This window comes from Pseudomonas sp. NPDC047961 (assembly GCF_050272435.1).
In the GTDB taxonomy this organism is placed as follows: Bacteria; Pseudomonadota; Gammaproteobacteria; order Pseudomonadales; family Pseudomonadaceae; genus Stutzerimonas.
Genome location: NZ_JBNNMD010000001.1, coordinates 131859 through 153147, shown reverse-complemented (window position 1 = coordinate 153147; position 21289 = coordinate 131859). Strand labels below are relative to the sequence as shown.

Here is a 21289-nt window from a genome sequence, read left to right as displayed (position 1 = left end):
ATGAGCCGTCAATCCGATCGACAGGCCAGCGCTAGGCCAGAAGGGCGGCAATGCTGCAGAGGTAGCGCGTGGGCACACGGACCTTTTGTTCACGCTGCAGCAGGTTCAGCAAGATCACCGAACGCTTCTCGCCGTCAGCGCTGACAAAGATCGCCTCGAGCTCGTTGAAGCTGCCGCCGTGCAGCTGCACCTTTTCGCCGGGTTCGAACTGCGGCTTCTGGGACGGGGCCGCCAGGCGTTGGCGCAACTGCTCGATCAGCTCGTCTCTGACCGGCGTCGGCTCGCTACCGAAGGCCACCACTCGGGCGACGCCGCGAGTGGAGCGGATCGGATACCAGTTATCCAGCTGCCGATCGAGACGGATGAACAGGTAGCCCGGAAAGAGCGCTTCGTCCGCCTTTCCGTTCCCTGCGGCGTTTGGCTTTACTGGCCGGTAGCACTCGAAGTGCTGACGTCGAAGATTGTCTTCGGCGCGGCTTTCCTGGCGGGGTTTGGTCTGGATCAGGTACCAGCGAGCGCTGCTGAGCGAGGTCATATGAACTGCCTTCCGTAGTGAAAATTTCAATGTCCGTTCTGTCGACGTCATGCGCCTTGCAACGTGGCCGACTGCTCTATTCCCTCGACCAGAGAAAAGCGTTTGAGCAGTGCCTGCGCTTCGCTTCGGCTGTTGAACATCAATACGTCGATGATCGACAGCGAGGGCACGAAGGGATGGTTGAACTGCGGATAGCTCAAGTCATCCATGCGCAAAAAGCGCAGCACCAGTCCGTTCGATCTGAAGTAGGCAGGACAGTAGAGCGCCGTGCCGCCAATGGGGTTGATGTATAGCTCGGCGTTCATCTTGTGGGCGATGGTGACGACGCGTTCCTGCTTGTCCATGCGTGCCGGCAAGCCCAACTCCGAGCCGATACGGATCGGTGTGGCGATCTGCAAATAGGCACAGATCCGCCGAATGGAGTTTTCGATGAAGCGCGCCAGGTTGCGTTCCGGATGAGCCAGAATCTGGCGCACCAGCGTTATCACCTCGGTCTTGTGTGGTGCGCGTGAGTAGCTCAGCTCCAGCGTTTTCAACAGTTTCTGAGCTTCCTGCTCGAACTCGTCGCATAGCCAGCGCTGGTTGATCGGGGAGAACTGGCTCGCTTTGCGCAACGGGAACGTGATCAGTTTTGGCTGCCCGTTCGCCAGCACGCGGTTACGGTTAATCCAGGAGCCCTTGACGTACTGAAGGTCGTCGCCCAGCACAAAGACATCGCTGCGCGCGATCAGCTGGAAATAGCCAAGGTAGGGGAACAGGTAGGGCTGCATCATCGAGACGGTTCTGAGCACGGGCTTATCCCTCGCGTGTGTCAGGCTTTTTGAGAATAGCTGTAGTAACCGTAGGCCCCGGTCTCGTAGGCGGAGCTCGAGGCCCGGCGTTTGACGCCGTTGAGGATGGCGCCCTTGAGCAGTACGCCGTTCTGCGCCAAGCGTCGCTTGGAGGCTTCGACCTGGCCGGCGGTGCTCAGCCCATAACGGGCCACCAACAGGCAGGTGCCGGCTTGTTGTGCAACCAGGACGGCATCCGTTACTGCCAACACCGGTGGTGTATCGACGATCACGAAGTCGTATTCACGCTCGGCTTCTTTCAGCAACCGGGCGAAGTTCTCGTGCATCAAGAGTTCCGAGGGGTTGGGCGCGGAATGCCCGCTAGCGATGAAATGCAGGTTGGCCTGATCGGTTTTGTTGACGACGGCGGCGAGTTGCAAACCGCTGGCTAGGGCGTCGGACAGCCCGTTGCGTGGCGCCAGGCCGAACATGCCGGCCAGATAGCCTCGCCGCATGTCGGCATCGATCAGTAGTACGCGCTGACCGGCCTGGGCGATGACCGAGGCCAGATTGCTGGCGACGAAGGATTTGCCCACCGAGGGAGTAGGGCTGGTGATGACCAGCACCTGATTGCGTGCCTCGAGCATGGCGAATTTGAGGCTGGTGCGCAGGCTGCGGAGAGATTCGATCGCCAGGTCGGCCGGATCGGCGCGACCCAGCAGCTTGCTTCGGCCATCGCGGATTTTCCGCAACCGGTACAGGTGCTCCTGTTTCGGCGAGAAGGGCAGCGCCGCATACACGGGAGTACCCAGATTTTCGATGGTTTCGGGGCTTTCAATACCGCGATAGAACACCTGTCGCAGCAAGATCACCATCGCCGACACCAGCAGCCCGACGAAGATCGCAACCAGTACCACCAGGGGCTTGATGGGCTTGGCCGGTTTTTCCACCACCGCGTACGCGCTGTCGATGACCCGCACGTTCCCGATGGTGCCCGCACGCAGGATGTCCTGCTCCTGTGCCTTGTCCAGCAACAGCGTGTAGGTGCGCGTGGTGACCTGCATGTCGCGGTTCAGGCGCAGGAGTTCCTGCTGCGTCATCGGCAGGGTGTCGATTTTCCCCATCAGCGCGGCTTTCTGCGCCTGCAACTGGCCGATCTTCTTCATCAGCGTCTGGTAGGTCGGGTGTTCCGGCGTGTAGAGCTGGTTGTATTCAGTGCGCTTGAGGTTGTGCTCGGAGATCTGGGATTCCAGCGCGACGATCTGATCGAGCACGCCCTTGGTCTCGATGCTGATATCCACCGACTGGGCGCTGGTCTGATAGTCGTTGAGGGCGGCTTCGGCCTTTTCCAGCTCCTTGCGCACCAACGGCACCTGAGTCCGCAGAAACTCCAGGCGCTGGGCTGCTTCGGCGGAGCTGCGTTCGATGTTCTGCAGCACGTACAGACGACTGATCTTATCGAGGACGCGATTGGCTTTCTCCGAATCCGGGTCCTCGAGCGTGAGATAGATAATTCCGGAGTCCTTGCCGGCTTCCCCCACTTTCAGTCGCTTCTGGTAGTCCAGCGCGGTGGTCTGCGGGCGGCTGCGCACGACGATGAACTCGGTGCCGGGACGGGCCTTGAGTTCGGCGACCTGTACCCGAAAACCGTCGTGCTGCACGGCCTCGTTGGTCTTGCCGGTCAGCAGCAACTTTTCATCAGCGTCGTACAGACGGTATGAGCCGGCAGTGCCTGCACGTAGCAGCATTTTCTCGCCCAGGTAGGCTTCCGGCACGTCCAGCTGGAAGATGTCCAGCTTTTCTCCGCCCCAAGCGTAGCTGTCCATTCCCAGTATCGGAGCAGCCAGCTCGCCGTCTTCCACGGGATCGTGTTGGCGGGCCAGGTAGCTGCCAAGCAGCGGGACGTACTTGGGCCGTGCGGTGATGTACAACTTCAGATCATTGACCGTGCTTCCCAGCACAGCACGGGATTTGATCAGCTCTATTTCGGTAATCGCCTGGGATACCGAGTTCGGTCTGGGCACGGCTTCCGGAATGCCGGTGATACCCGCCTTCTTCGGCTCGATCTGGATCATCGCGGTGGCTTCGTAGATGGGGGTGGCGACGATGGCATAGGCGATGCCGAGCAGCGCGAAGAGGGTGGTGATGGTGAAAATAAGACGCTTGTGATCGAACGCCACGCGCAGAATGCGCGCCAGATCGATCCGGTTATCGCCGTCGTAGTCCAGCGAAGAGCGGGCCATTGCAGTCATTGCGGGTTCCTTCCTTGAGTGTTGCGCCATCGGTGCAGCAGCGGGCGTGACGGCCAGGTGTTCGTCAGACACCTGGGGTCAGCCTGCGCAAAAGATTGATGCTGATGTTCTGGAAGACCTGGCCCAGCGCCTGGAGCTTGCTGAGTGGGGAGATCGAAGCGAGTACCTGAGCGAACACCTGAATCATGAAGTACTCGTAAAGCGACGGGTCGCCGATGCGCTGGTAGTAACGAGCGAGGTTGTAATAGGCGTGCGTGGTCATCTGGATGCGTTGCTTGCTGCTGCGCATCGAGAAGATGCCGCCTTCGTGCACCCGGTAGGCCGCAGGTTTGATCTCTTCGATGAACTTGCCCTTGCCATGAGCACCAAGCAATGACCACCAACAGATGTCCAGAACCTCGACACCGTGCAGCTCCGGCGGAAGCTCATGCAGCAGATTGCGAAAGCAGACGGTCAGGGTTGAAATCGGGCGCGCCTGTTTCAGCTGTAGAGCGCTCGCGTCCTTTCGATATTTGCCGGTCAGATGAGGGGTACGGACGACGCCCTGACTGTTGAACATGAATGCATCGTGATAGGTCATCACGTAGTCGCGATGTTTTTCGAGGAAGTCCACCTGTAGCTGCAGCTTGCGCGGGTCCGTCCAGTAATCATCCCCTTCGCAATAGGCGATGTACCTGCCGCCGGCCTGAGCGAACAGGCGCGTGCTGAACGGCACCCCTAGGCTGTACTGGTTCTCCCGCTGATAGATCGGCTTGATCAGGTTCGGGTAGCGCGCGGCGTATTCACGGATGATTGCCGTGGTGCTGTCCGTCGAGGCGTCGTCATGGACGATCACCTCGAATGGGAAATCGGTTTCCTGCCGGATGAATTCTTCCAGCGTTTCCTTTATGAACGCTGCATGGTTGTAGGTCAGGCAGATGATGCTCAGCAGGGGAGATCGTTGATTGCCCCACGCTGCCATGACGTCCTGTTCGGTTTTCGATTGGGTATCCATTTCAAACGCTCGACTTGGTCATCATTACGTAAAGCCGCATCACTACCGGCCTGGAGGTGAAGGCCACCAGCGTCAGGCAGATCAGTCCGCTGACGGCCAGCCCTAGAAGAATGTCGAATCGGTTTTCGCTGGCGATGGCGGCGAACACCGGTTCGCCGATCAGCAGACCCAGGCCGGTCATGGCCGTGATACGCAACAGATCTTGTAGCCAGGGTCGATGCAGGCCGGCACCGAAGCGCTTGTGCACCATCGACGGCCAAATCAGAAAGGTCAGCATGCGTAGCCCGAACCAGGCCAGCGCTGCGCCGTACACGCCATGCTCAAGGGTTGCGTAAATGACCACGGGAATGCTCAGCACTGCACTGACCAAGCTGAACCACACATGGAGGCGCAGCTGACCGTAGGCGTATTGCAGATAGAACTGAAAGGCGGTGACGGCCATGATCGCGCTGCCGACCACGTACCAGGGCAGTATCTGGCGGCTCCATTTCGCTGCCTCTGCGTCACCGGTCCAGGCGAAAACCAGATCGGCGGCGTGAAATGCGATCACGCCGGCCAAGGGAAACAATAGGCTGCAGACGAACCGGGTCGCGTTCAGGTAGAGCGCCTGCATATCGGCGATCCGGTCTTCAGCGACGAGCATCGTCATCCGCGGCAGCAGCGTCTGCACCAGTGGATTGGTCAACGTCATGATGCCGGTCGCCATCAGAGCGACCAGCGAGAAATAGCCGTACTCTTTAAGCGGTAGCACGTTGGACAGCAGCACCTTGTCCAGCTGCGTCAGGACGATCCACAGCACCGAGGTCAGCGAAATGCCAGCAGCGAAGGGCAGAACCGGCTTGATCACTGCCCAGTTGAAGCCGGTCAGCAGCTTCGGATTGGGCATCAAACTGTACGCCTTGACGGCGAAGATAAGCGTTTCGAGCAGTCCGACAGCGGCCTGGAATACAAAGAAGTCCTGTGGGTTCTGGCTGATATTGGCCACCAGAAACAGCCCACCGAAATAGCGCAGCGTGGCGACGATGACATTTGCGCTGTTCAGCCATGCATGTAGCTCAAGGCCTTGCAGGCCACTCTTGTAGAGGGTGGCGTAGAGTTTGAGGCCGATCATCAAGCCCATCAGGCTGATGCAATGGACGATCGTGGCGCTGCTCAGCTCCTCTGCCTGCAACCATTGGTGAGCGATCCAACCACTGGCGAAATGGATGCTGAGCGCGGTGAGCAGTGCCAGCGGCAGAAAGATGAGTTCGAACGAACGCAGCAGCTGTCCCGGTTCGTAGCGTTGCGCCGCGGAGCCGTTACGACCGCGAAAATGCGCTATTTGACGAACCAACGAAGGGGACAGGCCGGCGTCCAGCAGCTGCAGCCAGGCCTGCAGGACTGCGAAAAAACCGATCAGGCCATAGGCCTCGGCGCCCAGGTGCCCGAGATAGAAGGGCAGGATCAGAATCCCGATGAGCATGGCGTACGCTTGGCCTGCGTAGCTAAGGCCGGTGTTGCGAAGCATCGATAGATTTCGATCGGACATGTCGTCAGCCGTTCTGATTGAGTCAGTAAATGCGCTTGTACGCTGGGGCTGGCGCGCTTAAACGGTCTTCCAGCAACAGACTGGCAGCGACCTGAGGCCAGACGCGTTCGGTGGCCAGGCGTCTGCCCTGCGATGACTGATTCAATAGCGTTTCGATAACCGTGTTCTGGACGTGCCGTGGCAGGCCCGGGTAGATCGGCAGGCACAGCACCCGGCGACTCAGGGCGCGGGACTCGGTTTGTGGGATCTGCGGCTGCACGTAGCTGAGCGTGTCTAACGAGGGGTAGAAGTAGCGCCTCGGGTTGATACCCTTGTTCTTAAGCGCCGCCCGGCACTGCAGTAGTTGGTTTTCATCCGTCAGGGCTATCGGGAAGTAGCTGTGGTTGCGTTGTGAGTACGGCTGCTGGCGCTGCAAGTCGAAATGATCACCGAGCTGTTGTTCGTAGCGGCTGGCGATTTCCTCGCGTTGCTCCAGAATCAACGCCATCTCGTCGAGGATGCACAGCCCCATTGCGGCGGCAAATTCGTTGAGTTTGGCGTTGATACCGATGCCGTCGATGATGTCGGTGTCGACAATGCCGAAGTTGCAGAGCAAGCGAATCCTTTCCGCCAAGGCGTCATCATTGGTGACGATGGCGCCGCCCTCGATGGTGTGGAACAGCTTGGTAGCGTGAAAGCTGAGCGTGCTGATGTCGCCCCAGTTGAATACCGACTGGTCCTTGTAGCGGACGCTGAACGCGTGGGCGCCGTCGTAGATCACCTTCAGGCGATGCCGCTGCGCAACCTGCGAGATAGTCTCAACGTCGCACGCATTGCCGAAGACATGGGTGGCCACGATCGCTTGGGTGTCGGCCTCTATCCTCGCTTCGATCGCCTTGGGATCCAGGTTCCAGGTGGCCTTGTCGATGTCCGCGAATATCGGCCGGACGCCCTCCCACTGCAGCGAACTGGTGGTGGCGACGAAACTGAACGGAGTTGTGATGGCGCTGCCGGAGAGATTCAGAGCCCGATAAGCGATCTGCAGCGCCAAGGTCCCGTTGTTGGTCAGGATGATATTCCTGACACCCAGGTAATCGCGCAGCCGCTCCTCCAGCTCAGTCACCAGCGGACCATGATTGGTCAACCAACCGGATGCGTAGATGCTGTCGACGTAGCCCAGGAATTTGGTTTTATTGCCCAGATACGATTTGGTGACATTGATCATCTCGATGTCCTTATCGGTCGTCACGTCGGATAGCAGACGCAAAAAAGTGCGTCTGTCAGATCACGCAGTAGGTTGCGTACCCAGGGCTGTTGCGCGTCGTGCCCGACGCTGGTTCAGCTTGAGGATCATGCGGGTCGCGAAGCTACCGGCGTGGGGATCGCCATAGTGGAAGATGGCTGTTGCGCGGCGGTGGGAGGGATCGCAGGGTTCGTTCGCATGCAGTGTGCGGTAGCCCCAGAACAGATAGAGGTTGCCCGGGACAAGTTGAAGCTTTTCGGGTCGCAAAAGCTTGTGGCGGATGGCCGCGCTGATCAGTTTTCGACTCAGTGCGTTCTGCAATAACGCTTTTTCCACAACGTTAACCAGGACATTGGAGCGTATGCGGCGACCGTTGGGGAACAGAATGAGATCACCCCGATCGACCCCGTCTTGAGGAATTTCGATGGGCAGTAGTGCGGTGACCAGACTGGCGTCGTAGTGAAAGCAATTGGACTCGCGCCGGCCTGAGGTCCCCTGCACACAGCGCAGGACTTTAAGTATTTCATCGCTATAAGCGGCTTGCCCTGCGCCCGCCTGATAGACACTTGCCAACATATTCCGAAACTCTGGCGAAGCGCCTAGCGCGCCCAATAGACAACTCTCTATTTCGCCGCCACCATGATGAGCGAAATAACTTCCCTTATGTTTTTCGGCCTCGACCCGGACGCTTTCTTTAAGCGATGCCAGTTGTTCGCTTGATAGGAAGTTGGTAATGCAGGAACTTCCTTTGTTATTTATTTCGCTGGTAATTAACTGAAGGGCTGACGCTTCCAAGTTGCGAAAAGATGTATTCACGATGCACTCCAGTTGGATAATACAGTCGAGTAAGCGTTTTAGTCAGGTATTAGGAAAGTCAAATCTTCTCGACAACGGTATTGGCTGGTGCAGGTGGCATTACCGTTGAGAAAACTATGAGCCCAAGTAGCGCTGCATAGACTTCCCGCTAACGTAATTCGTCCTGGCGAACCTACCGCCACCAGCCGCTTAGGCGCCTGTGGCCCTGTCTGCGTTGTTGTTGAACCAGAGTTGCGGGCTCCGCAGTAGGCTTCAGGCAGAGCTACCGCACTCGGCTAGAATTCGAGATAAGCATCAAAGTATTTATTGTCGCAGGCAGCCCAGCTACAACTGGGGAAACGCCATCCATGTGCATCAGCGCAGTACCGGCTTCCTTTGGTTTGCCGCCCTAAATGAACTGCTGCTGATTTATGTGATGTAGTTAACATTCAGAACCTGACGGCAGTCAAGATCCGAAAAAAAAAATAAATGCACCAACAGGGTGCTTTGTCTCAATTCATTGATAGCAAAGGGAGTTATTACTCTGATAGGCAGGCGAAGGTCGGGAGGGGCTTAGTTTGGCTCAATCTTCGGAACTAATCCGTTTGATCTACGACCATTTGCGCAACAAATAGATGTGCGCTGAAAGCTTCTTCATTTATTCCGAAAAATTAAAAGAAGGGGCGGGTTTTATATGCGAGATAAGTTATTTATGTGGCAAAGCGAACAGCAAAAAAAAGGCCACTCAATGAGTGGCCTTTCTATTTGGTTGCGGGAGCCGGATTTGAACCGACGACCTTCGGGTTATGAGCCCGACGAGCTACCAGACTGCTCCATCCCGCGTCTGTGGGCGGCATTCTACAGGCTGACGAACCCGTGTCAACCTTCCGCGGCGATAAAGCGTTTTATTTTCAGGTGGTTAGCCAGGTTGGCTGGCTTGGCACAACGAGCTGAGCGTATCCGCTCAGGCGTCATGCGGCGATACAAACGAAAAAGGCCACTCGATTGAGTGGCCTTTTCGTATTTGGTTGCGGGAGCCGGATTTGAACCGACGACCTTCGGGTTATGAGCCCGACGAGCTACCAGACTGCTCCATCCCGCGTCTGTGGGCGGCATTCTACATCTTTCGGTTGATCTGTCACGGTTTTATTGCCAAACGGACAATCTTTCGTCAGGCAGTTAGCGAAACATGCGCGGCGTGGGGCTCGGCCGAGGCGGGCTGGTGTCGAGCTGGTCGTGCGCTAGGGGACGCTTTGTGATGGTGACGCGCGATTCGCAGCATGCCCCAAAGCATCGCCAGGGCGGCTGCACTCCAGCCAATCACTATCAGAAGAATTACCAGTGGCGGTGTGATCATCGTTGGATTCCTTTCTAACTAGACATCATCTGCTCTCGATGTAGTGGACCGCGAAATGCAAACAACGGTTCCGCTTTCCATCTGTCGGCAACGTGGACCTATGCCGGCAGCCGGCTGCCTAAATAGCTGGGAGCGCTCGAATAGAGGAGAAGGGTATGCGGAGCTATTTGCCTATCGCGCTGGTAGCGGCGCTTGCAGCTACAGCCACGGCTACAGCTGGCGTCACAATGCCAGGCACCGTTCAGCTGGCGCAGAACTCGGGCTCGGTCGATCGAACCCTAGGTAATGGGTCTATGGGCACCGGTGCGGGTATCGAGCGACTATCGGAAGATTCCGAGAAGGATCGCAAAGTACCCGACCAGCGACCGCAGCAGGCGTATGAGCAATCCAATCATGGCGACACGGATACCGATATGGAGCATCGCCCGCGCCGGACGTTGGGTGATCGAGATCAGGATTAATCGAACCCGTTTTATGAGCCGATAACGGCAAAAGGAAAATGTCGTCGCCCGATGCTGCCTCCACTGCTGCTAGCTTCGACGAGATCATCCATCGTCAGTGGTGGCGCTGCTGTGACAGGTCGCCGGACAGCAGCTGTTACTTACGTTGAAGCCCACTTGCGTGTCGCGCTGCGATGTTCAAATTTGCCTGTTGATGGAACAGCTACAACAGGCTGCCCGAATGGAAGGGAAGGAGCGCGCTTTGCTTGGCTGCCAGAGCGCCCAAGCCGGGTGGTCGTCCCCTAATGGCTTGCCATGGTTTTCAAAATTGGGCAAACGAAGGCTAGCACTGGCGCTTGGCTCCTCCTCAGGTCGCCCCAACAGATAGCCCTGAACCAGGTCGATGCCCATATCTGAAAGGACGTGCAGTTCTTCACTCAGCTCGATGCCTTCCGCGATGACCTGAGCCTGTGACGCTCTGGCTATCTTCATGATCGATTCGACAAACTCGCGCTTCACGGCGTCGCGGTGAAGACCGTCTATGAAGTAGCGGTCAATCTTGACGTAATCGGGGCGCAGCTCCGACCACATGCGCAGGCTGGAATAGCCAGCACCGAGGTCGTCCAGAGCGATGGAAAAGCCCATGTCACGGTAGTGATGCAAGGCTGCACGCAGCAGCTCGAAATCGTCGGTGGGCGTCTGCTCCGTAAGTTCGATCACCACCTTGTCGGCAGAGATGCCGTATTGATGCAGTAACTCTAGAGTGCGGCCCGGCTTGTGCTTAGCATCCAACAACGTTTCCGGAGACACGTTGAGGAACAGTTTGCTCTGCAGCTGCTGCTGGCTGTAGCGACGACAGGCGTTCTCGCGACAGGTCATTTCCAGCTCATTGAGTCGGCCGGCATGTCGAGCTGCTGCGAGCAGGTTGATAGGGGAGTGTAGCGAGGTGTTCGATGGCCCTCGTGTCAGCGCTTCGTATCCAAGGATCAGTCGTTCGGAAAGCGACACGATGGGCTGGAACAGGCTGGTAACGCTGCCGTGAGCAAGGATGGAATCCAGCGTGCTCAACTGCTCGGTAACGGTCATGATGGTCTCGTGCGGCCTTAAAATGCGAAGGGCCGCACAATGGCGGCCCTTCGCATTTCACGACACTACGATGTCATTTTGATGACATCTGTTGTTTAGCGCTCGACAGGCTGGTTCTTAGCCATCGTCTCTTGCAAGCCCAGGTAATCCAGCAGAATTCTGCCGCTTTCTGACAGATAGGCATCGTCCTCGGGTTTGATTTTTTTATCTTCAACGTGCGGCGTCGTCTCATCTTCTTTTTCGAGCTTGGCCAGTGGCTCCTCGCCCTTGGCCTTGCGCAAGGTGTTTTCCAGTGTCAGCTGACGCTTCTCGATCCGCTCCTGCTGCGCCCGGCGCTTTTCCTCGTTGAGACTGATAGTCGTCTCGTGAGTAAGCTCCTGCGTCAGTGCGAGGCGATCCCGAGTAAATACAAAGTCTGGATTCTCATTGGTCCGCCCCTCATGACGAGCCTTGAGTTCGGCGAGGAACGGCTTGAACGGATTCATGTCCGGGCTGACCGCTGCTCGAATGCTGTCCCATGGCATCGCTTCAGGCAAAGCGCTTTCGCCAATTTCCTTGGTATCAACCTCGGCGGGGTAGGAGATGTCCGGGATGACGCCTTGATGCTGAGTGCTTTGTCCGGAGACTCGGTAGAACTTGGCGAGCGTCAGCTTGAGTTCGCCGTGATTAAGCGGTTGGACAGTTTGTACGGTGCCTTTGCCGAATGTCTGTCCACCGACGATCAGTGCCCGGTGGTAATCCTGCATGGCGCCAGCGAAGATCTCCGAGGCCGATGCGGACAGTCGGTTAACCAGCACTGCCAGCGGGCCCTTATAAAACGCGCCTTGCTGCTCATCAGCCAGAACGTCGACGCGGCCATCACTATTGCGGACCAGGACCGTAGGGCCTTGATCGATGAACAGACCGGTCAGCTCAGTGGCTTCCTGAAGGGAACCGCCGCCATTGTTACGCAAGTCGATGACGACTCCATCGACGTTTTCCTTCTCCAGCTCCGTGAGCAGTTTTTTCACATCTCGGGTCGTGCTCTTGTATTCCTTGTCGCCGGCACGCAGGGCCTTGAAATCGAGATAGAACGCCGGAATTTCAATGACCCCGAGCTTGTAGTCACGACCGTCTTGATTGAGTTTAAGCACCGACTTCTTAGCCGCCTGCTCCTCAAGCTTGACCGCTTCGCGGGTGATTGCGACGACTTTGCTGCTCTGGTCGTTTGGCGCGTTGCTCGCCGGGATGACTTCGAGTCGGACAACTGATCCTTTGGGACCGCGGATCAGTTTGACGACTTCGTCGAGCCGCCAGCCGATCACATCGACCATCTCTTCGTCGCTCTGACCAACGCCTACGATCTTGTCGGCAGGCGCGATCTGCTTGCTCTTCTCGGCAGGGCCAGCCGGGATCAGGCGCACCACCTTCACGTGCTCGTTGTCGCTCTGCAGTACAGCCCCGATACCTTCCAGAGAAAGACTCATGTTGATATCGAAGTTTTCGGCATTGTCAGGAGACAGATACTGGGTGTGCGGATCGTAGGATTGCGCGAAGGCGTTGATGTAGGTCTGAAATACGTCTTCGCCACGGGTTTGCTCAAGCCGCGCCAGCTGATTCTTGTAGCGCTTGGTGAGCAGTTCCTCGATGGCCTTGGGCTCCTTGCCGGCGATCTTCAATCGCAGCACTTCGTCTTTCACACGCTTGCGCCAGAGGTCGTCCAGTTCCTTTTCGTTCTCGGGACGCGCTGCGTTCTCGCGATCGACCAGCAGCTCCTCGTCGAGGGAAAAGTCGAAACTGTCGACGCCTTGGTCCAAAAGGCTCAACGCGTACTCCAGCCGGCTTTGCAGCCGCTCCAGATGCACTTTGTAAATGATGAACCCAGGCTCGAGGTTGCCGTTCTTCAAGAAGTCATCGAACTGGTTGCGCCAGGCTTCGAATTCGGCGACGTCGCCTGCGGTGAAATAGCTGCGTGAGGGGTCGAGCATCTCGAGGTAGCTGTCGAAGATCTTCGCTGAGCGGGCGTCGTTCAGCGGGGGCTTGTTGTAGTGATGGCGCTTGAGCAGCTCGACCACGTTGAGGCTGGCAATGACCTGATCACGGTCAGGCTGCAGATAGTCCCATGCATTCGAGTCGGCAGGTTTGGCGAAGGTGGCAGTGGCCTGAAGGCCAACCAGCAGGGCTAGAAAGCCTGCGGTCAATGATCGTTTCATATCGAGGGGGCGACGCGAGGCTGAGTAATAACGCATATTAGGCCATCAAATCAGGCGCCAGGACGGAATCCGCCCGGCGGGAAAAACACAGCCCGATGTATCTGGCGGCTGGCATGCCGCGATGCAGATCGCACCGAGGCGGCAGGGCGGTTCGCCGCACCAGAGGATACCGAAAAGGCAATCCTTGGTTTTAGACGGGCGTATCGCTATGTAGCCTTGGTAGAACTTAATCAGCGGCCTGCACTGCCGGAGTCACGGTTTAGCGGGCGCAGGTGTGAACCACTATGGAGGCAGCATGAAGGCATTGCAAGGCGTCGAGGGACAGGTGGCGTGGGCGGAGCGTACCGCTGCGAAGAGCGGCGATGGAGAGGTCAGGATCCAGGTAGCCGCAGCAGGCCTGAACCGTGCCGATTTGCTGCAACGCGCAGGACACTACCCGCCGCCGCCCGGCGTGACCGATATCCTTGGTCTGGAATGCGCTGGGGTGATCAGCGAGGTGGGCGCTGGCGCTTCGTACCAGGTCGGTGACCGTGTCTGCGCGCTTCTGGCAGGTGGCGGCATGGCCGAGGAGGTTGTCGTCGATAGCCGGCATGTTCTTCCCGTACCGCAAGGCCTGTCGTTGACGGAGGCGGCGGTTATCCCTGAGGTCTATGCCACGGCATGGCTGAATCTGTTCCGCCTGGGTGGGCTGCAGCCTGGTGAAAAGGTCCTGCTGCACGCTGGCGCCAGTGGTGTCGGTTCGGCCGCTATCCAGTTGTGCAAGGCGTTTGAAAACCCATGCTGGGTCAGTGTTGGGTCGGCCGATCGCCTGGCCTACTGCGAGTCGCTGGGTGCCCAGGGCGGTGTGCTTAGGGATGAATCACTGGAAGCGCTTCGCGACTTCGGGCCGTTCAATTTGGTTCTCGATCCGGTTGGCGCAAAGTATGTAGCGCTCAACACTCAGCTGCTTGCGGCGGACGGGCGTTGGGTAGTCATTGGCCTGATGGGCGGGCGCAAGGCCGAGGTCGACCTGGGAGTCCTGCTGAGCAAACGAATCCAGCTGATCGGCTCGACGTTGCGCAGCCGCACGGCTGACGACAAAGCCGGTTTGCTAGCCGAAATGCAGGAGAGGGTCTGGCCGCTTTTCGCCAACCAGAGCCTCTCGCCGCGGTTGGAGCGCAGCTTCCCGGTCGGCGACGTGGAAGCGGCCTTTGCCGCGTTGGCGAGCAACCAGGTGTCCGGCAAGGTTGCGTTGATCATCGACAAAAGCCTCGTGTGAACAATCCAGGCGCATGCGCCTGGATGCCTCGTCTCAAGGCAGTTCGGCGCTGGAATAGAAAGCGCTGAGTACCTTCACCAGATGCGCCAGATCCTGGCTGCCGGCCAGCTCGCGGATCGAGTGCATGCCAAACGTCGGTAGCCCGATATCCACCGTGCGCACGCCCAGCTGGCTGGCGGTGATGGGGCCAATGGTCGAGCCGCAGCCCATGTCGCAGCGGGTGACGAAGCTCTGCACCGACACTTCGTTTTCCAGACAGAGATGGCGGAAAAAGCCGGCGGTTTCGCTACTGGTGGCGTATCGCTGGTTGCTGTTGACCTTGATCACCGGCCCAGCATTGAGTTTCGGCCCATGATTGCCGTCATGTTTGTCGCTGTAGTTGGGATGCACCGCATGCGCGTTATCGGCCGAGATCATCAGGGAGCGGTTGATGCTGCGCTGGAAGGATTCGCCGTCAGGCAGTACGCGGCGCAGTACTTGCTCGAGAAACGGCCCGTCCGCACCGCACATCGAAGTGGAGCCGACTTCTTCATGATCGGTGCACACCAGCACACAGGTTTCTTCGGGCCCGGCGCGCAATAGGGCCTGCAGGCCGGCGAAGCACGACAGCAGATTATCCAGGCGGGCACCGGCAATAAAGTCGCCGTTCAGGCCGATCACCGCAGCGCTTTGGGTATCGTAGAAACTCAACTCGAAATCCAGTACGACGTCGGCAACCAGGCCATGCTCGCGGCTCAGCTGGTCCGCCAGCAGCGCCCGGAAATCCGGGCTTTCTTCACTGGCGACTTGCGCCAGGATCGGCGGCAGCTCGTTTTGCGGATTGATTGCCCAGCCCTGATTGGCTTCCCGATTGAGGTGAATTGCAAGGCTCGGAATCACTGCGATGGGCAGCTTGAAATCGATCAGCTGGCTTTCGATCCGGCCGTCGCGGCTGTAGGTCACGCGCCCCGCCAGCGACAGGTCACGGTCGAACCATGGAGCAAGCAGCGCACCGCCGTAGACTTCCACTCCGAGTTGCCAGAAGCCCTGACGCTGCAGTTCCGGCTGGGGTTTCACCCGCAGGCAGGGACTGTCAGTGTGCGCACCGACCAGGCGCATGCCATGTTCGATGACCGATTGGCTGCCCAGCTGGAACGCGATGAGCGCGGAGTCGTTGCGGGTAACGTAGTAGCGACCGCCGGGTTCGGTATGCCATGTCTCGCTTTCATCCAATGCTTTGTAGCCGGCGGTCTGCAGGGCCTGGGCGAGGCTGGCGGTGGCGTGGAATGGGGTGGGAGAGGCCTTGAGGTAATCAATCAGACCCTGGTTGAGTTCTTCGCGCATGGTGGGCTCCGGACGGCAATGGCTCGGAGTTTATCGCGGAACAAGGTGCGAGCTACAGGCCGCAAGCTCCAAGCGGCGAAAACCCTGCCCTGTGCTTTGCTTGCAGCCTGAGGCCTTGCGCCCCTTCTTTCTAGAACGGCGCTGGGCAGTCGAAGCGCATCCGTTCGCCGCTTTGAGGATGGGTCAGGGCGAGCATGCTGGCATGCAGGCAGAGCCGGTCATGCGCGGTGAGCGCCTGTTCGTGCGCATACAGGCGGTCGCCCAGCAGGGGATGGCCGATCGAGAGCATATGTACACGCAGCTGATGGGAGCGGCCGGTGATCGGGGTGAGTTCGACCCGGCTGTAGTCACCGCAGCGTTCTAGGACTCGCCAATACGTCAGCGCATGCTTGCCCAGTTCAGGGTCAACCACATGCCGCGGTTTGGTCGGTGGGTCATAACGCAGCGGCAGATCAATGCTTCCGCTCTCTTGCTCCGGCTCGCCCCAGCACAAAGCGGTATAGGCCTTTTCAGTCTCGCGGTCGTGGAACTGTCGAGACAGCTCGCGGTGGCTGTCGGCGTCGCGCGCCAGCACGATCAGGCCTGAAGTTTCCCAGTCCAGGCGGTGGACGATGCGCGCCTCCGGATAGCCGTTTTCCTGCAGGCGAGTGACCAGACAGTCCTTATTGTCTTCCGCGCGACCGGGCACGGACAGCAGCAGGGTAGGCTTGTTGATGACCAGCAGAGCGGCGTCTTGGTGAACGAACTGGATGTGACTGAGGGGCATTTTTCAAATTCCGCAAACGACATCGGCGACCGAAGTCGCCGATGAATCTGTCGCTACACAAGAGTGCTGGCGACTACCCGGTCGATCAACGATCCGGCAAGGTGATGTTCAGCTCAAGGATCGAACAGCTGCCCTGATCCTCCAAGGCGACCTGAACCTGGTCGCTGTCAATGTTCACGTACTTGCGAATCACCTCGACCAGTTCTTTCTGCAGGGCCGGCAGGTAGTCCGGCTGGGTGCGCTGGCCGCGCTCGTGGGCGACGATGATCTGCAGGCGTTCCTTGGCGATGTTAGCTGGCGTTTCCTTCTTCTTGCGTTCACGAAAGAAGTCGAGAAGGTTCATTCGCGGCCTCCGAACAGGCGTTGCAGGAAGCCCTGCTTCTTCACGTCGAGGAAGCGATGATTCACGTCCTTGCCCAGCAGTCGATCGACCGCGTCGCTGTAGGCCTGACCGGCGTCGCTCTGGTCGTCGAGAATGACCGGAACACCCTGGTTGGAGGCTTTCAGTACAGCCTGGGATTCGGGGATGACGCCCAGCAGACGGATCGAGAGGATTTCTTCGACGTCCTCGACACCGAGCATTTCGCCTTTGACAACGCGCTCAGGGTTGTAGCGGGTTAGCAGCAGGTGCTCCTTGATCGGATCATCGCCGTTCTCGGCGCGGCGGGATTTGCTTGCCAGCAGACCCAGCATACGATCGGAGTCGCGAACAGAGGAGACTTCCGGGTTGGTCACGACGATGGCTTCGTCGGCGAAGTACATCGCCAGATGCGCACCTTTTTCGATGCCGGCCGGGGAGTCGCAGATGACGAACTCGAAGGTCTTGGCCAGCTCGTCGATGACCTTGCCGACGCCTTCGAGCGTCAGCGCATCCTTGTCGCGGGTCTGGCTGGCGGCGAGGACGTAGAGGTTTTCGAGACGCTTGTCCTTGATCAATGCCTGGGTCAGGGTGGCATCGCCCTGAATGACGTTGACGAAGTCATACACCACGCGACGCTCGCAGCCCATGATCAGGTCCAGGTTACGCAGACCGACGTCGAAGTCGACGATGACGGTCTTGTGGCCGCGCAAGGCGAGGCCGGTACCGATGGCGGCGCTGGAAGTGGTTTTACCGACGCCACCCTTGCCGGAAGTGACTACGAGGATCTTGGCCAAGGTGATTCACCCTAAATATGAAGTCGGGACCGTAGCCGAGTCGGCTTACAGTGCGCCCGTTTTGGTGCTTGAAAATTCGCGGCAGTATCCGTTAAAGGCGGGTGATGTTCAACACGTCGCCGGATAGCTTCATTTGCACGGCTTCGGCCCATAAAGGGTCGCGTCTAAGGTCTTCGGCGACCTTGTAATGCCCGGCAATCGAGACCATTTCAGCAGCTAGCTGCTGACAGAAAATACGTGCGTTGGCATCGCCCTTGATGCCTGCCAGCGCACGCCCGCGCAGCGGGCCGTACACATGGATGTTCCCATCGGCGAGAAGTTCCGCGCCGGGGCTCACCGCGGCCAGCACGATCAGATCGCCACCCTGGGCATAGACCTGCTGGCCGCCGCGGATGGGGGTGGTGATCACGCGGGTGGGGCGGTAGGCGGGCTCTGCCGGTTTGGCGGGTTCGCTTGGGGCCTTGCTGGTGACGTCGAGCTTGCGTTCACGAGCGCCCGACGGCGGTAGCACGGGCAAATCGAGCCGGCCGGCGGCGTCGACGATTTGCGGGTCGGCTGAACGCAACGCAAGAGTACGCAGGCCATGCTTTCGGCAGAGCGCGATAAGGGCAGGCAGGTCGAGGTTGCAATCGCTGGGAAGCTTGTCCAGCGCTAGCACCAGCGGCGTGTTATTAAAAAAGTCCGGGGCCTGTTCGACCTTGACGGCGAGCTGCTGATCCAGACGCTGCAGGTCGTTCTGTGTCAGCTCCAGCACGGTGATGGCGAGCATGCTGCCCTTGAGCTGGAATACGGGGGCTTGGTCGGTAAGATCGGCTTGGCTCATGGTCTGCCTGCTGCGGTAAATGGCGAGGACTTATAGCGGGGCGAACTGCCGCCTGCAAGTCTCGCCCACACTCTCGGACGGGTGCCGTGCATCGCAACGCTGCCGCATTGGCGGATGATTTATCGCTAGAATGCGCGCTTTTATCGGTTCGGACTGCCAATGGATCGTCCTCGTTTTCGCGCATCATTTCTTCATCCTCGCTTCTGGTTGCTGTGGCTTGGCCTCGGTCTACTGTGGCTGGTGGTGCAATTGCCCTATCGGATTCTGCTGTTGCTTGGGCGTGGACTGGGCGCAGTTATGTATCGGGTTGCCCGCTCGAGACGGCAGATCGCCCGGCGCAACCTGCAGCTGTGCTTTCCGGAGTTGAGCGAAAAGGAGCGTGAACGACTGCTGCGCGAGAACTTTGTCTCGACCGGGATTGCCTTCTTCGAAATGGCCATGAGCTGGTGGTGGCCCAAGTCGCGTTTGCAGCGACTGGCGCAAATCCAAGGGCTTGAGCATCTGCAGCAGGCGCAGGCAGAAGGGCAGGGCGTGATCCTGATGACGCTGCATTTCACCACGTTGGAAATCGGCGGAGCGCTGCTCGGCCAGTGGCACACCATCGATGGAATGTACCGTGAGCACAAGAATCCGGTGTTCGATTACGTGCAGCGGCGTGGCCGGGAGCGGCACAACCTGGATGCGACAGCGATAGAGCGTGAAGATGTGCGTGCCATGCTCAAGGTTCTGCGTGCGGGCCGGGCAATCTGGTATGCGCCAGATCAGGATTACGGCCGCAAGCAAAGCATCTTCGTACCCTGGTTCGGCATTCAGGCGGCAACCGTGACCGCAACGACCAAGTTCGCACGCCTGGGTCGGGCTAGGGTGATCCCTTACACGCTGGAACGCCTGCCTGAAGGAAGAGGCTATAGCCTGGTGGTGCATCCGCCATTGGACGATTTCCCCGGCGAAAGCGAGGATGCTGATTGTCGCCGCATCAACGAGTGGATTGAAGACGCGGTCAGACAGCACCCTGAGCAGTACCTGTGGGCTCATCGGCGCTTCAAGACCCGACCGGAGGGGGAGTCGAGTCTGTACCGCAAGCGCCCGAAGAAGCCGGTTAGTCTGTAAACACACCGTCGCGGAAATCACGCAGCGCCTGTTCGATCTCTTCGCGGCTGTTCATCACGAACGGCCCGTACTGCACAATCGGCTCGCCGATCGGGCGGCCTGCCAGAAAAAGGACGCGGGCGCCGCTGCTGGTTGAAAGCGCCAGTTCACCCTGGTCGGAGAGTCGAGCGAGCTGATTCTTTGCAAGGCGTTGCCCACCCACCATCAGCTCGCCGTCAAACACATACAAGATGACTCGCTGCCCGTCGGACAGCTGCGGCGTCAGCCGCGTGCCGGCTGGAAGGCAAAGATCGAACAGCTGCGGCTCGGTATCAGGGCGTTGCACAGCGCCGGCTTGTGTGACGCCTTCGGCGAAGAGCTGGCCGGCAATCACCACTGCTTCGACACCGCTCGGCAGCGTTATTCGGGGGATTTCGGCGGGAGAGAAGTCGCGGTAGCTCGGTTCGTCCAGCTTGTTTTTCGCCGGCAGGTTGAGCCACAGCTGAAACCCGCGCATCGCGCCGTGTTCTTGCTGAGGCATCTCGCTGTGAATGACGCCGCGTGCGGCGGTCATCCATTGCACACCGCCGCTCTCTAGCAGGCCGACATTGCCGAGATGATCCTCGTGGCGCATGCGACCTTCAAGCATGTAAGTGATGGTCTCGAAGCCACGGTGCGGATGCGCCGGGAAACCGGCGATGTACTCGTCCGGGTTTTCCGAGCCGAACTCATCGAGCATCAGAAAGGGATCGAAGCGCTCCGGCGCGGCGCCGCCGAACAGCCTTGTCAGGCTGACGCCGGCGCCATCGGAGGTGGCGCGCCCGGTGCTGACAGAAAGGATTTCACGCGTGGTCATAGCATCGCTCCTAGAACAGATGGGCTAAGACTACGACCAGCAGCTCGATGCGTTGACGCGAAATTCGAACCTTTCGTATCGATTCAGCCGATCATTCCTCGATCTGCAACTCCCGCGCGCGGGTGTAGACGTAGCGGACCTTCTCGTATTCGAACGGCGAATTGAGCTGGCCGTAGCGCAGGGGCGTCGTGTGACGGATATCGATCAATCGCAGCGCGGTGAGACCGAATTCACCACCGCTGGCTTCGGCATAGCTGAAGTAGTCGACCTGTCGCTCAACGCCAAAATCCACTGCCTGGCCAGCGGTGTCCCGCAGGTTCGACGGGCCGAGTGCGGGCAGGATCAGATACGGGCCGTGAGGTACGCCATAGAAGCCGAGGGTTTGGCCGAAATCCTCATTGTAGCGGGGCAGGCCCATACGCGTTGCAGGGTCCCAAACACCACCGACGCCGAGAATCGTGTTGAACAGCAGGCGCGCAGTCGTGGTCATGGCCCGCTCGCCCTTAAGTTGCGCGATGCTGTTAAAAAGCGTCGGGATTTCACCGAGGTTATCGAAGAAATTGCTGACGCCGGTCCTCACGATCTTGGGCGTTACATAACGGTACCCGCGGACGGCAGGCAACATCACAAACTGATCCAGGCGGTAGTTGAAGTAGTACATGCGCCGGTTCAGCGACTCCCAGGGGTCGTAAATGTTCAGCGCGTCGAAGGTCGCGCGTTCAAATTCGCGCTGGTCGAGACCGGGGTTGAACTCCAGGTTACGCAGCGGATGGGTGAAACCATCCTCATCGACAGTCCCCGTCTGGGCATGGGTCACGCTGCTGATTAGCAGCATGACGGCAAGCAAA

18 protein-coding genes, 2 tRNA genes and 1 pseudogene are annotated in these 21289 nt (G+C 58.9%); 3 read left to right on the top strand and 18 right to left on the bottom strand.

Translation table 11 applies throughout. The annotated features are described in order from the left end of the window. Positions 1-31: 31 nt before the first annotated feature. The 9 genes from rfaH to ACQKIK_RS00680 form a co-directional block, all read right to left on the bottom strand. Positions 32-535, bottom strand: coding sequence for a transcription/translation regulatory transformer protein RfaH (gene rfaH, locus ACQKIK_RS00720; RefSeq protein ID WP_045428307.1), 504 nt, complete (start codon positions 533-535; stop codon positions 32-34). 47 nt (positions 536-582) lie between these two features. Then, a complete protein-coding gene (locus tag ACQKIK_RS00715; RefSeq protein ID WP_064482095.1) occupies positions 583-1326 on the bottom strand; it encodes a WbqC family protein in 744 nt (247 codons plus the stop codon). A 20-nt stretch (positions 1327-1346) separates the two neighbouring features. Beyond that, entirely contained in the window at positions 1347-3557 is a 2211-nt protein-coding gene (locus ACQKIK_RS00710) for a polysaccharide biosynthesis tyrosine autokinase (RefSeq protein WP_499134363.1), read from the bottom strand. A 64-nt stretch (positions 3558-3621) separates the two neighbouring features. After that, positions 3622-4551, bottom strand: a complete 930-nt coding sequence (locus tag ACQKIK_RS00705; protein WP_499134361.1) for a glycosyltransferase family 2 protein — start codon at positions 4549-4551, stop codon at positions 3622-3624. 1 nt (position 4552) lies between these two features. Then, the gene (locus tag ACQKIK_RS00700; protein WP_499134359.1) at positions 4553-6079 is read right to left on the bottom strand and encodes a lipopolysaccharide biosynthesis protein; all 1527 of its coding nucleotides are present in this window, start codon (positions 6077-6079) and stop codon (positions 4553-4555) included. Positions 6080-6101: 22 nt separating this feature from the next. Next, positions 6102-7283 carry a DegT/DnrJ/EryC1/StrS family aminotransferase gene (locus tag ACQKIK_RS00695; protein ID WP_499135155.1) on the bottom strand — a complete coding sequence of 394 codons (1182 nt, stop codon included), beginning with the start codon at positions 7281-7283 and terminating at the stop codon, positions 6102-6104. A 60-nt stretch (positions 7284-7343) separates the two neighbouring features. Further along, positions 7344-8117: a hypothetical protein gene (locus tag ACQKIK_RS00690; protein ID WP_499134357.1), complete on the bottom strand. Its 774-nt coding sequence runs from the start codon at positions 8115-8117 to the stop codon at positions 7344-7346. 745 nt (positions 8118-8862) lie between these two features. After that, positions 8863-8939, bottom strand: a tRNA-Met gene (locus tag ACQKIK_RS00685). A 182-nt stretch (positions 8940-9121) separates the two neighbouring features. Then, a tRNA-Met gene (locus ACQKIK_RS00680) sits at positions 9122-9198 on the bottom strand. A 410-nt stretch (positions 9199-9608) separates the two neighbouring features. Here ACQKIK_RS00680 and ACQKIK_RS00675 point away from each other — a divergent pair. Continuing rightward, positions 9609-9914: a hypothetical protein gene (locus tag ACQKIK_RS00675; RefSeq protein WP_499134356.1), complete on the top strand. Its 306-nt coding sequence runs from the start codon at positions 9609-9611 to the stop codon at positions 9912-9914. Positions 9915-10249: 335 nt separating this feature from the next. On the opposite strand, the pseudogene ACQKIK_RS00670 reads toward ACQKIK_RS00675, so the two are convergent. After that, positions 10250-10979, bottom strand: a pseudogene (locus ACQKIK_RS00670) (EAL domain-containing protein); the annotation flags it as partial. 95 nt (positions 10980-11074) lie between these two features. Continuing rightward, positions 11075-13171, bottom strand: coding sequence for a carboxy terminal-processing peptidase (locus tag ACQKIK_RS00665; RefSeq protein ID WP_499134354.1), 2097 nt, complete (start codon positions 13169-13171; stop codon positions 11075-11077). A gap of 295 nt (positions 13172-13466) precedes the next feature. Between ACQKIK_RS00665 and ACQKIK_RS00660 the strand changes: the two genes are divergently transcribed. Further along, positions 13467-14429, top strand: a complete 963-nt coding sequence (locus ACQKIK_RS00660; RefSeq protein WP_499134352.1) for an NAD(P)H-quinone oxidoreductase — start codon at positions 13467-13469, stop codon at positions 14427-14429. A 33-nt stretch (positions 14430-14462) separates the two neighbouring features. Here ACQKIK_RS00660 and ACQKIK_RS00655 read toward each other — a convergent pair whose 3' ends face one another. The 5 genes from ACQKIK_RS00655 to minC all read right to left on the bottom strand — a co-directional run bounded on the left by ACQKIK_RS00655 (position 14463) and on the right by minC (position 18496). After that, positions 14463-15752 (bottom strand): M18 family aminopeptidase, encoded by a 1290-nt coding sequence (locus ACQKIK_RS00655; protein ID WP_499134350.1) that lies wholly within the window; start codon positions 15750-15752, stop codon positions 14463-14465. Positions 15753-15882: 130 nt separating this feature from the next. Further along, complete coding sequence (locus tag ACQKIK_RS00650) at positions 15883-16518, bottom strand: RluA family pseudouridine synthase (protein ID WP_499134348.1); 636 nt, start codon at positions 16516-16518, stop codon at positions 15883-15885. Positions 16519-16603: 85 nt separating this feature from the next. After that, positions 16604-16861: a cell division topological specificity factor MinE gene (gene minE, locus ACQKIK_RS00645; RefSeq protein WP_019341568.1), complete on the bottom strand. Its 258-nt coding sequence runs from the start codon at positions 16859-16861 to the stop codon at positions 16604-16606. Continuing rightward, a complete protein-coding gene (gene minD, locus ACQKIK_RS00640) occupies positions 16858-17673 on the bottom strand; it encodes a septum site-determining protein MinD (protein ID WP_499134345.1) in 816 nt (271 codons plus the stop codon). The genes minE and minD overlap by 4 nt, the downstream gene beginning before the upstream one ends. Positions 17674-17764: 91 nt before the next feature. After that, complete coding sequence (gene minC / locus ACQKIK_RS00635; RefSeq protein ID WP_045428283.1) at positions 17765-18496, bottom strand: septum site-determining protein MinC; 732 nt, start codon at positions 18494-18496, stop codon at positions 17765-17767. Between the two features lie 159 nt (positions 18497-18655). Here minC and ACQKIK_RS00630 point away from each other — a divergent pair, with 159 nt between their 5' ends. Further along, positions 18656-19606: a lipid A biosynthesis lauroyl acyltransferase gene (locus tag ACQKIK_RS00630; RefSeq protein ID WP_499134343.1), complete on the top strand. Its 951-nt coding sequence runs from the start codon at positions 18656-18658 to the stop codon at positions 19604-19606. Here ACQKIK_RS00630 and ACQKIK_RS00625 read toward each other — a convergent pair. Together ACQKIK_RS00625 and ACQKIK_RS00620 are read right to left on the bottom strand one after the other, a co-directional pair. Then, positions 19596-20441 carry a pirin family protein gene (locus ACQKIK_RS00625; protein ID WP_499134341.1) on the bottom strand — a complete coding sequence of 282 codons (846 nt, stop codon included), beginning with the start codon at positions 20439-20441 and terminating at the stop codon, positions 19596-19598. The genes ACQKIK_RS00630 and ACQKIK_RS00625 overlap by 11 nt on opposite strands. 91 nt (positions 20442-20532) lie before the next feature. After that, positions 20533-21276 carry an MlaA family lipoprotein gene (locus ACQKIK_RS00620; RefSeq protein ID WP_101153055.1) on the bottom strand — a complete coding sequence of 248 codons (744 nt, stop codon included), beginning with the start codon at positions 21274-21276 and terminating at the stop codon, positions 20533-20535. Positions 21277-21289: the final 13 nt, after the last annotated feature.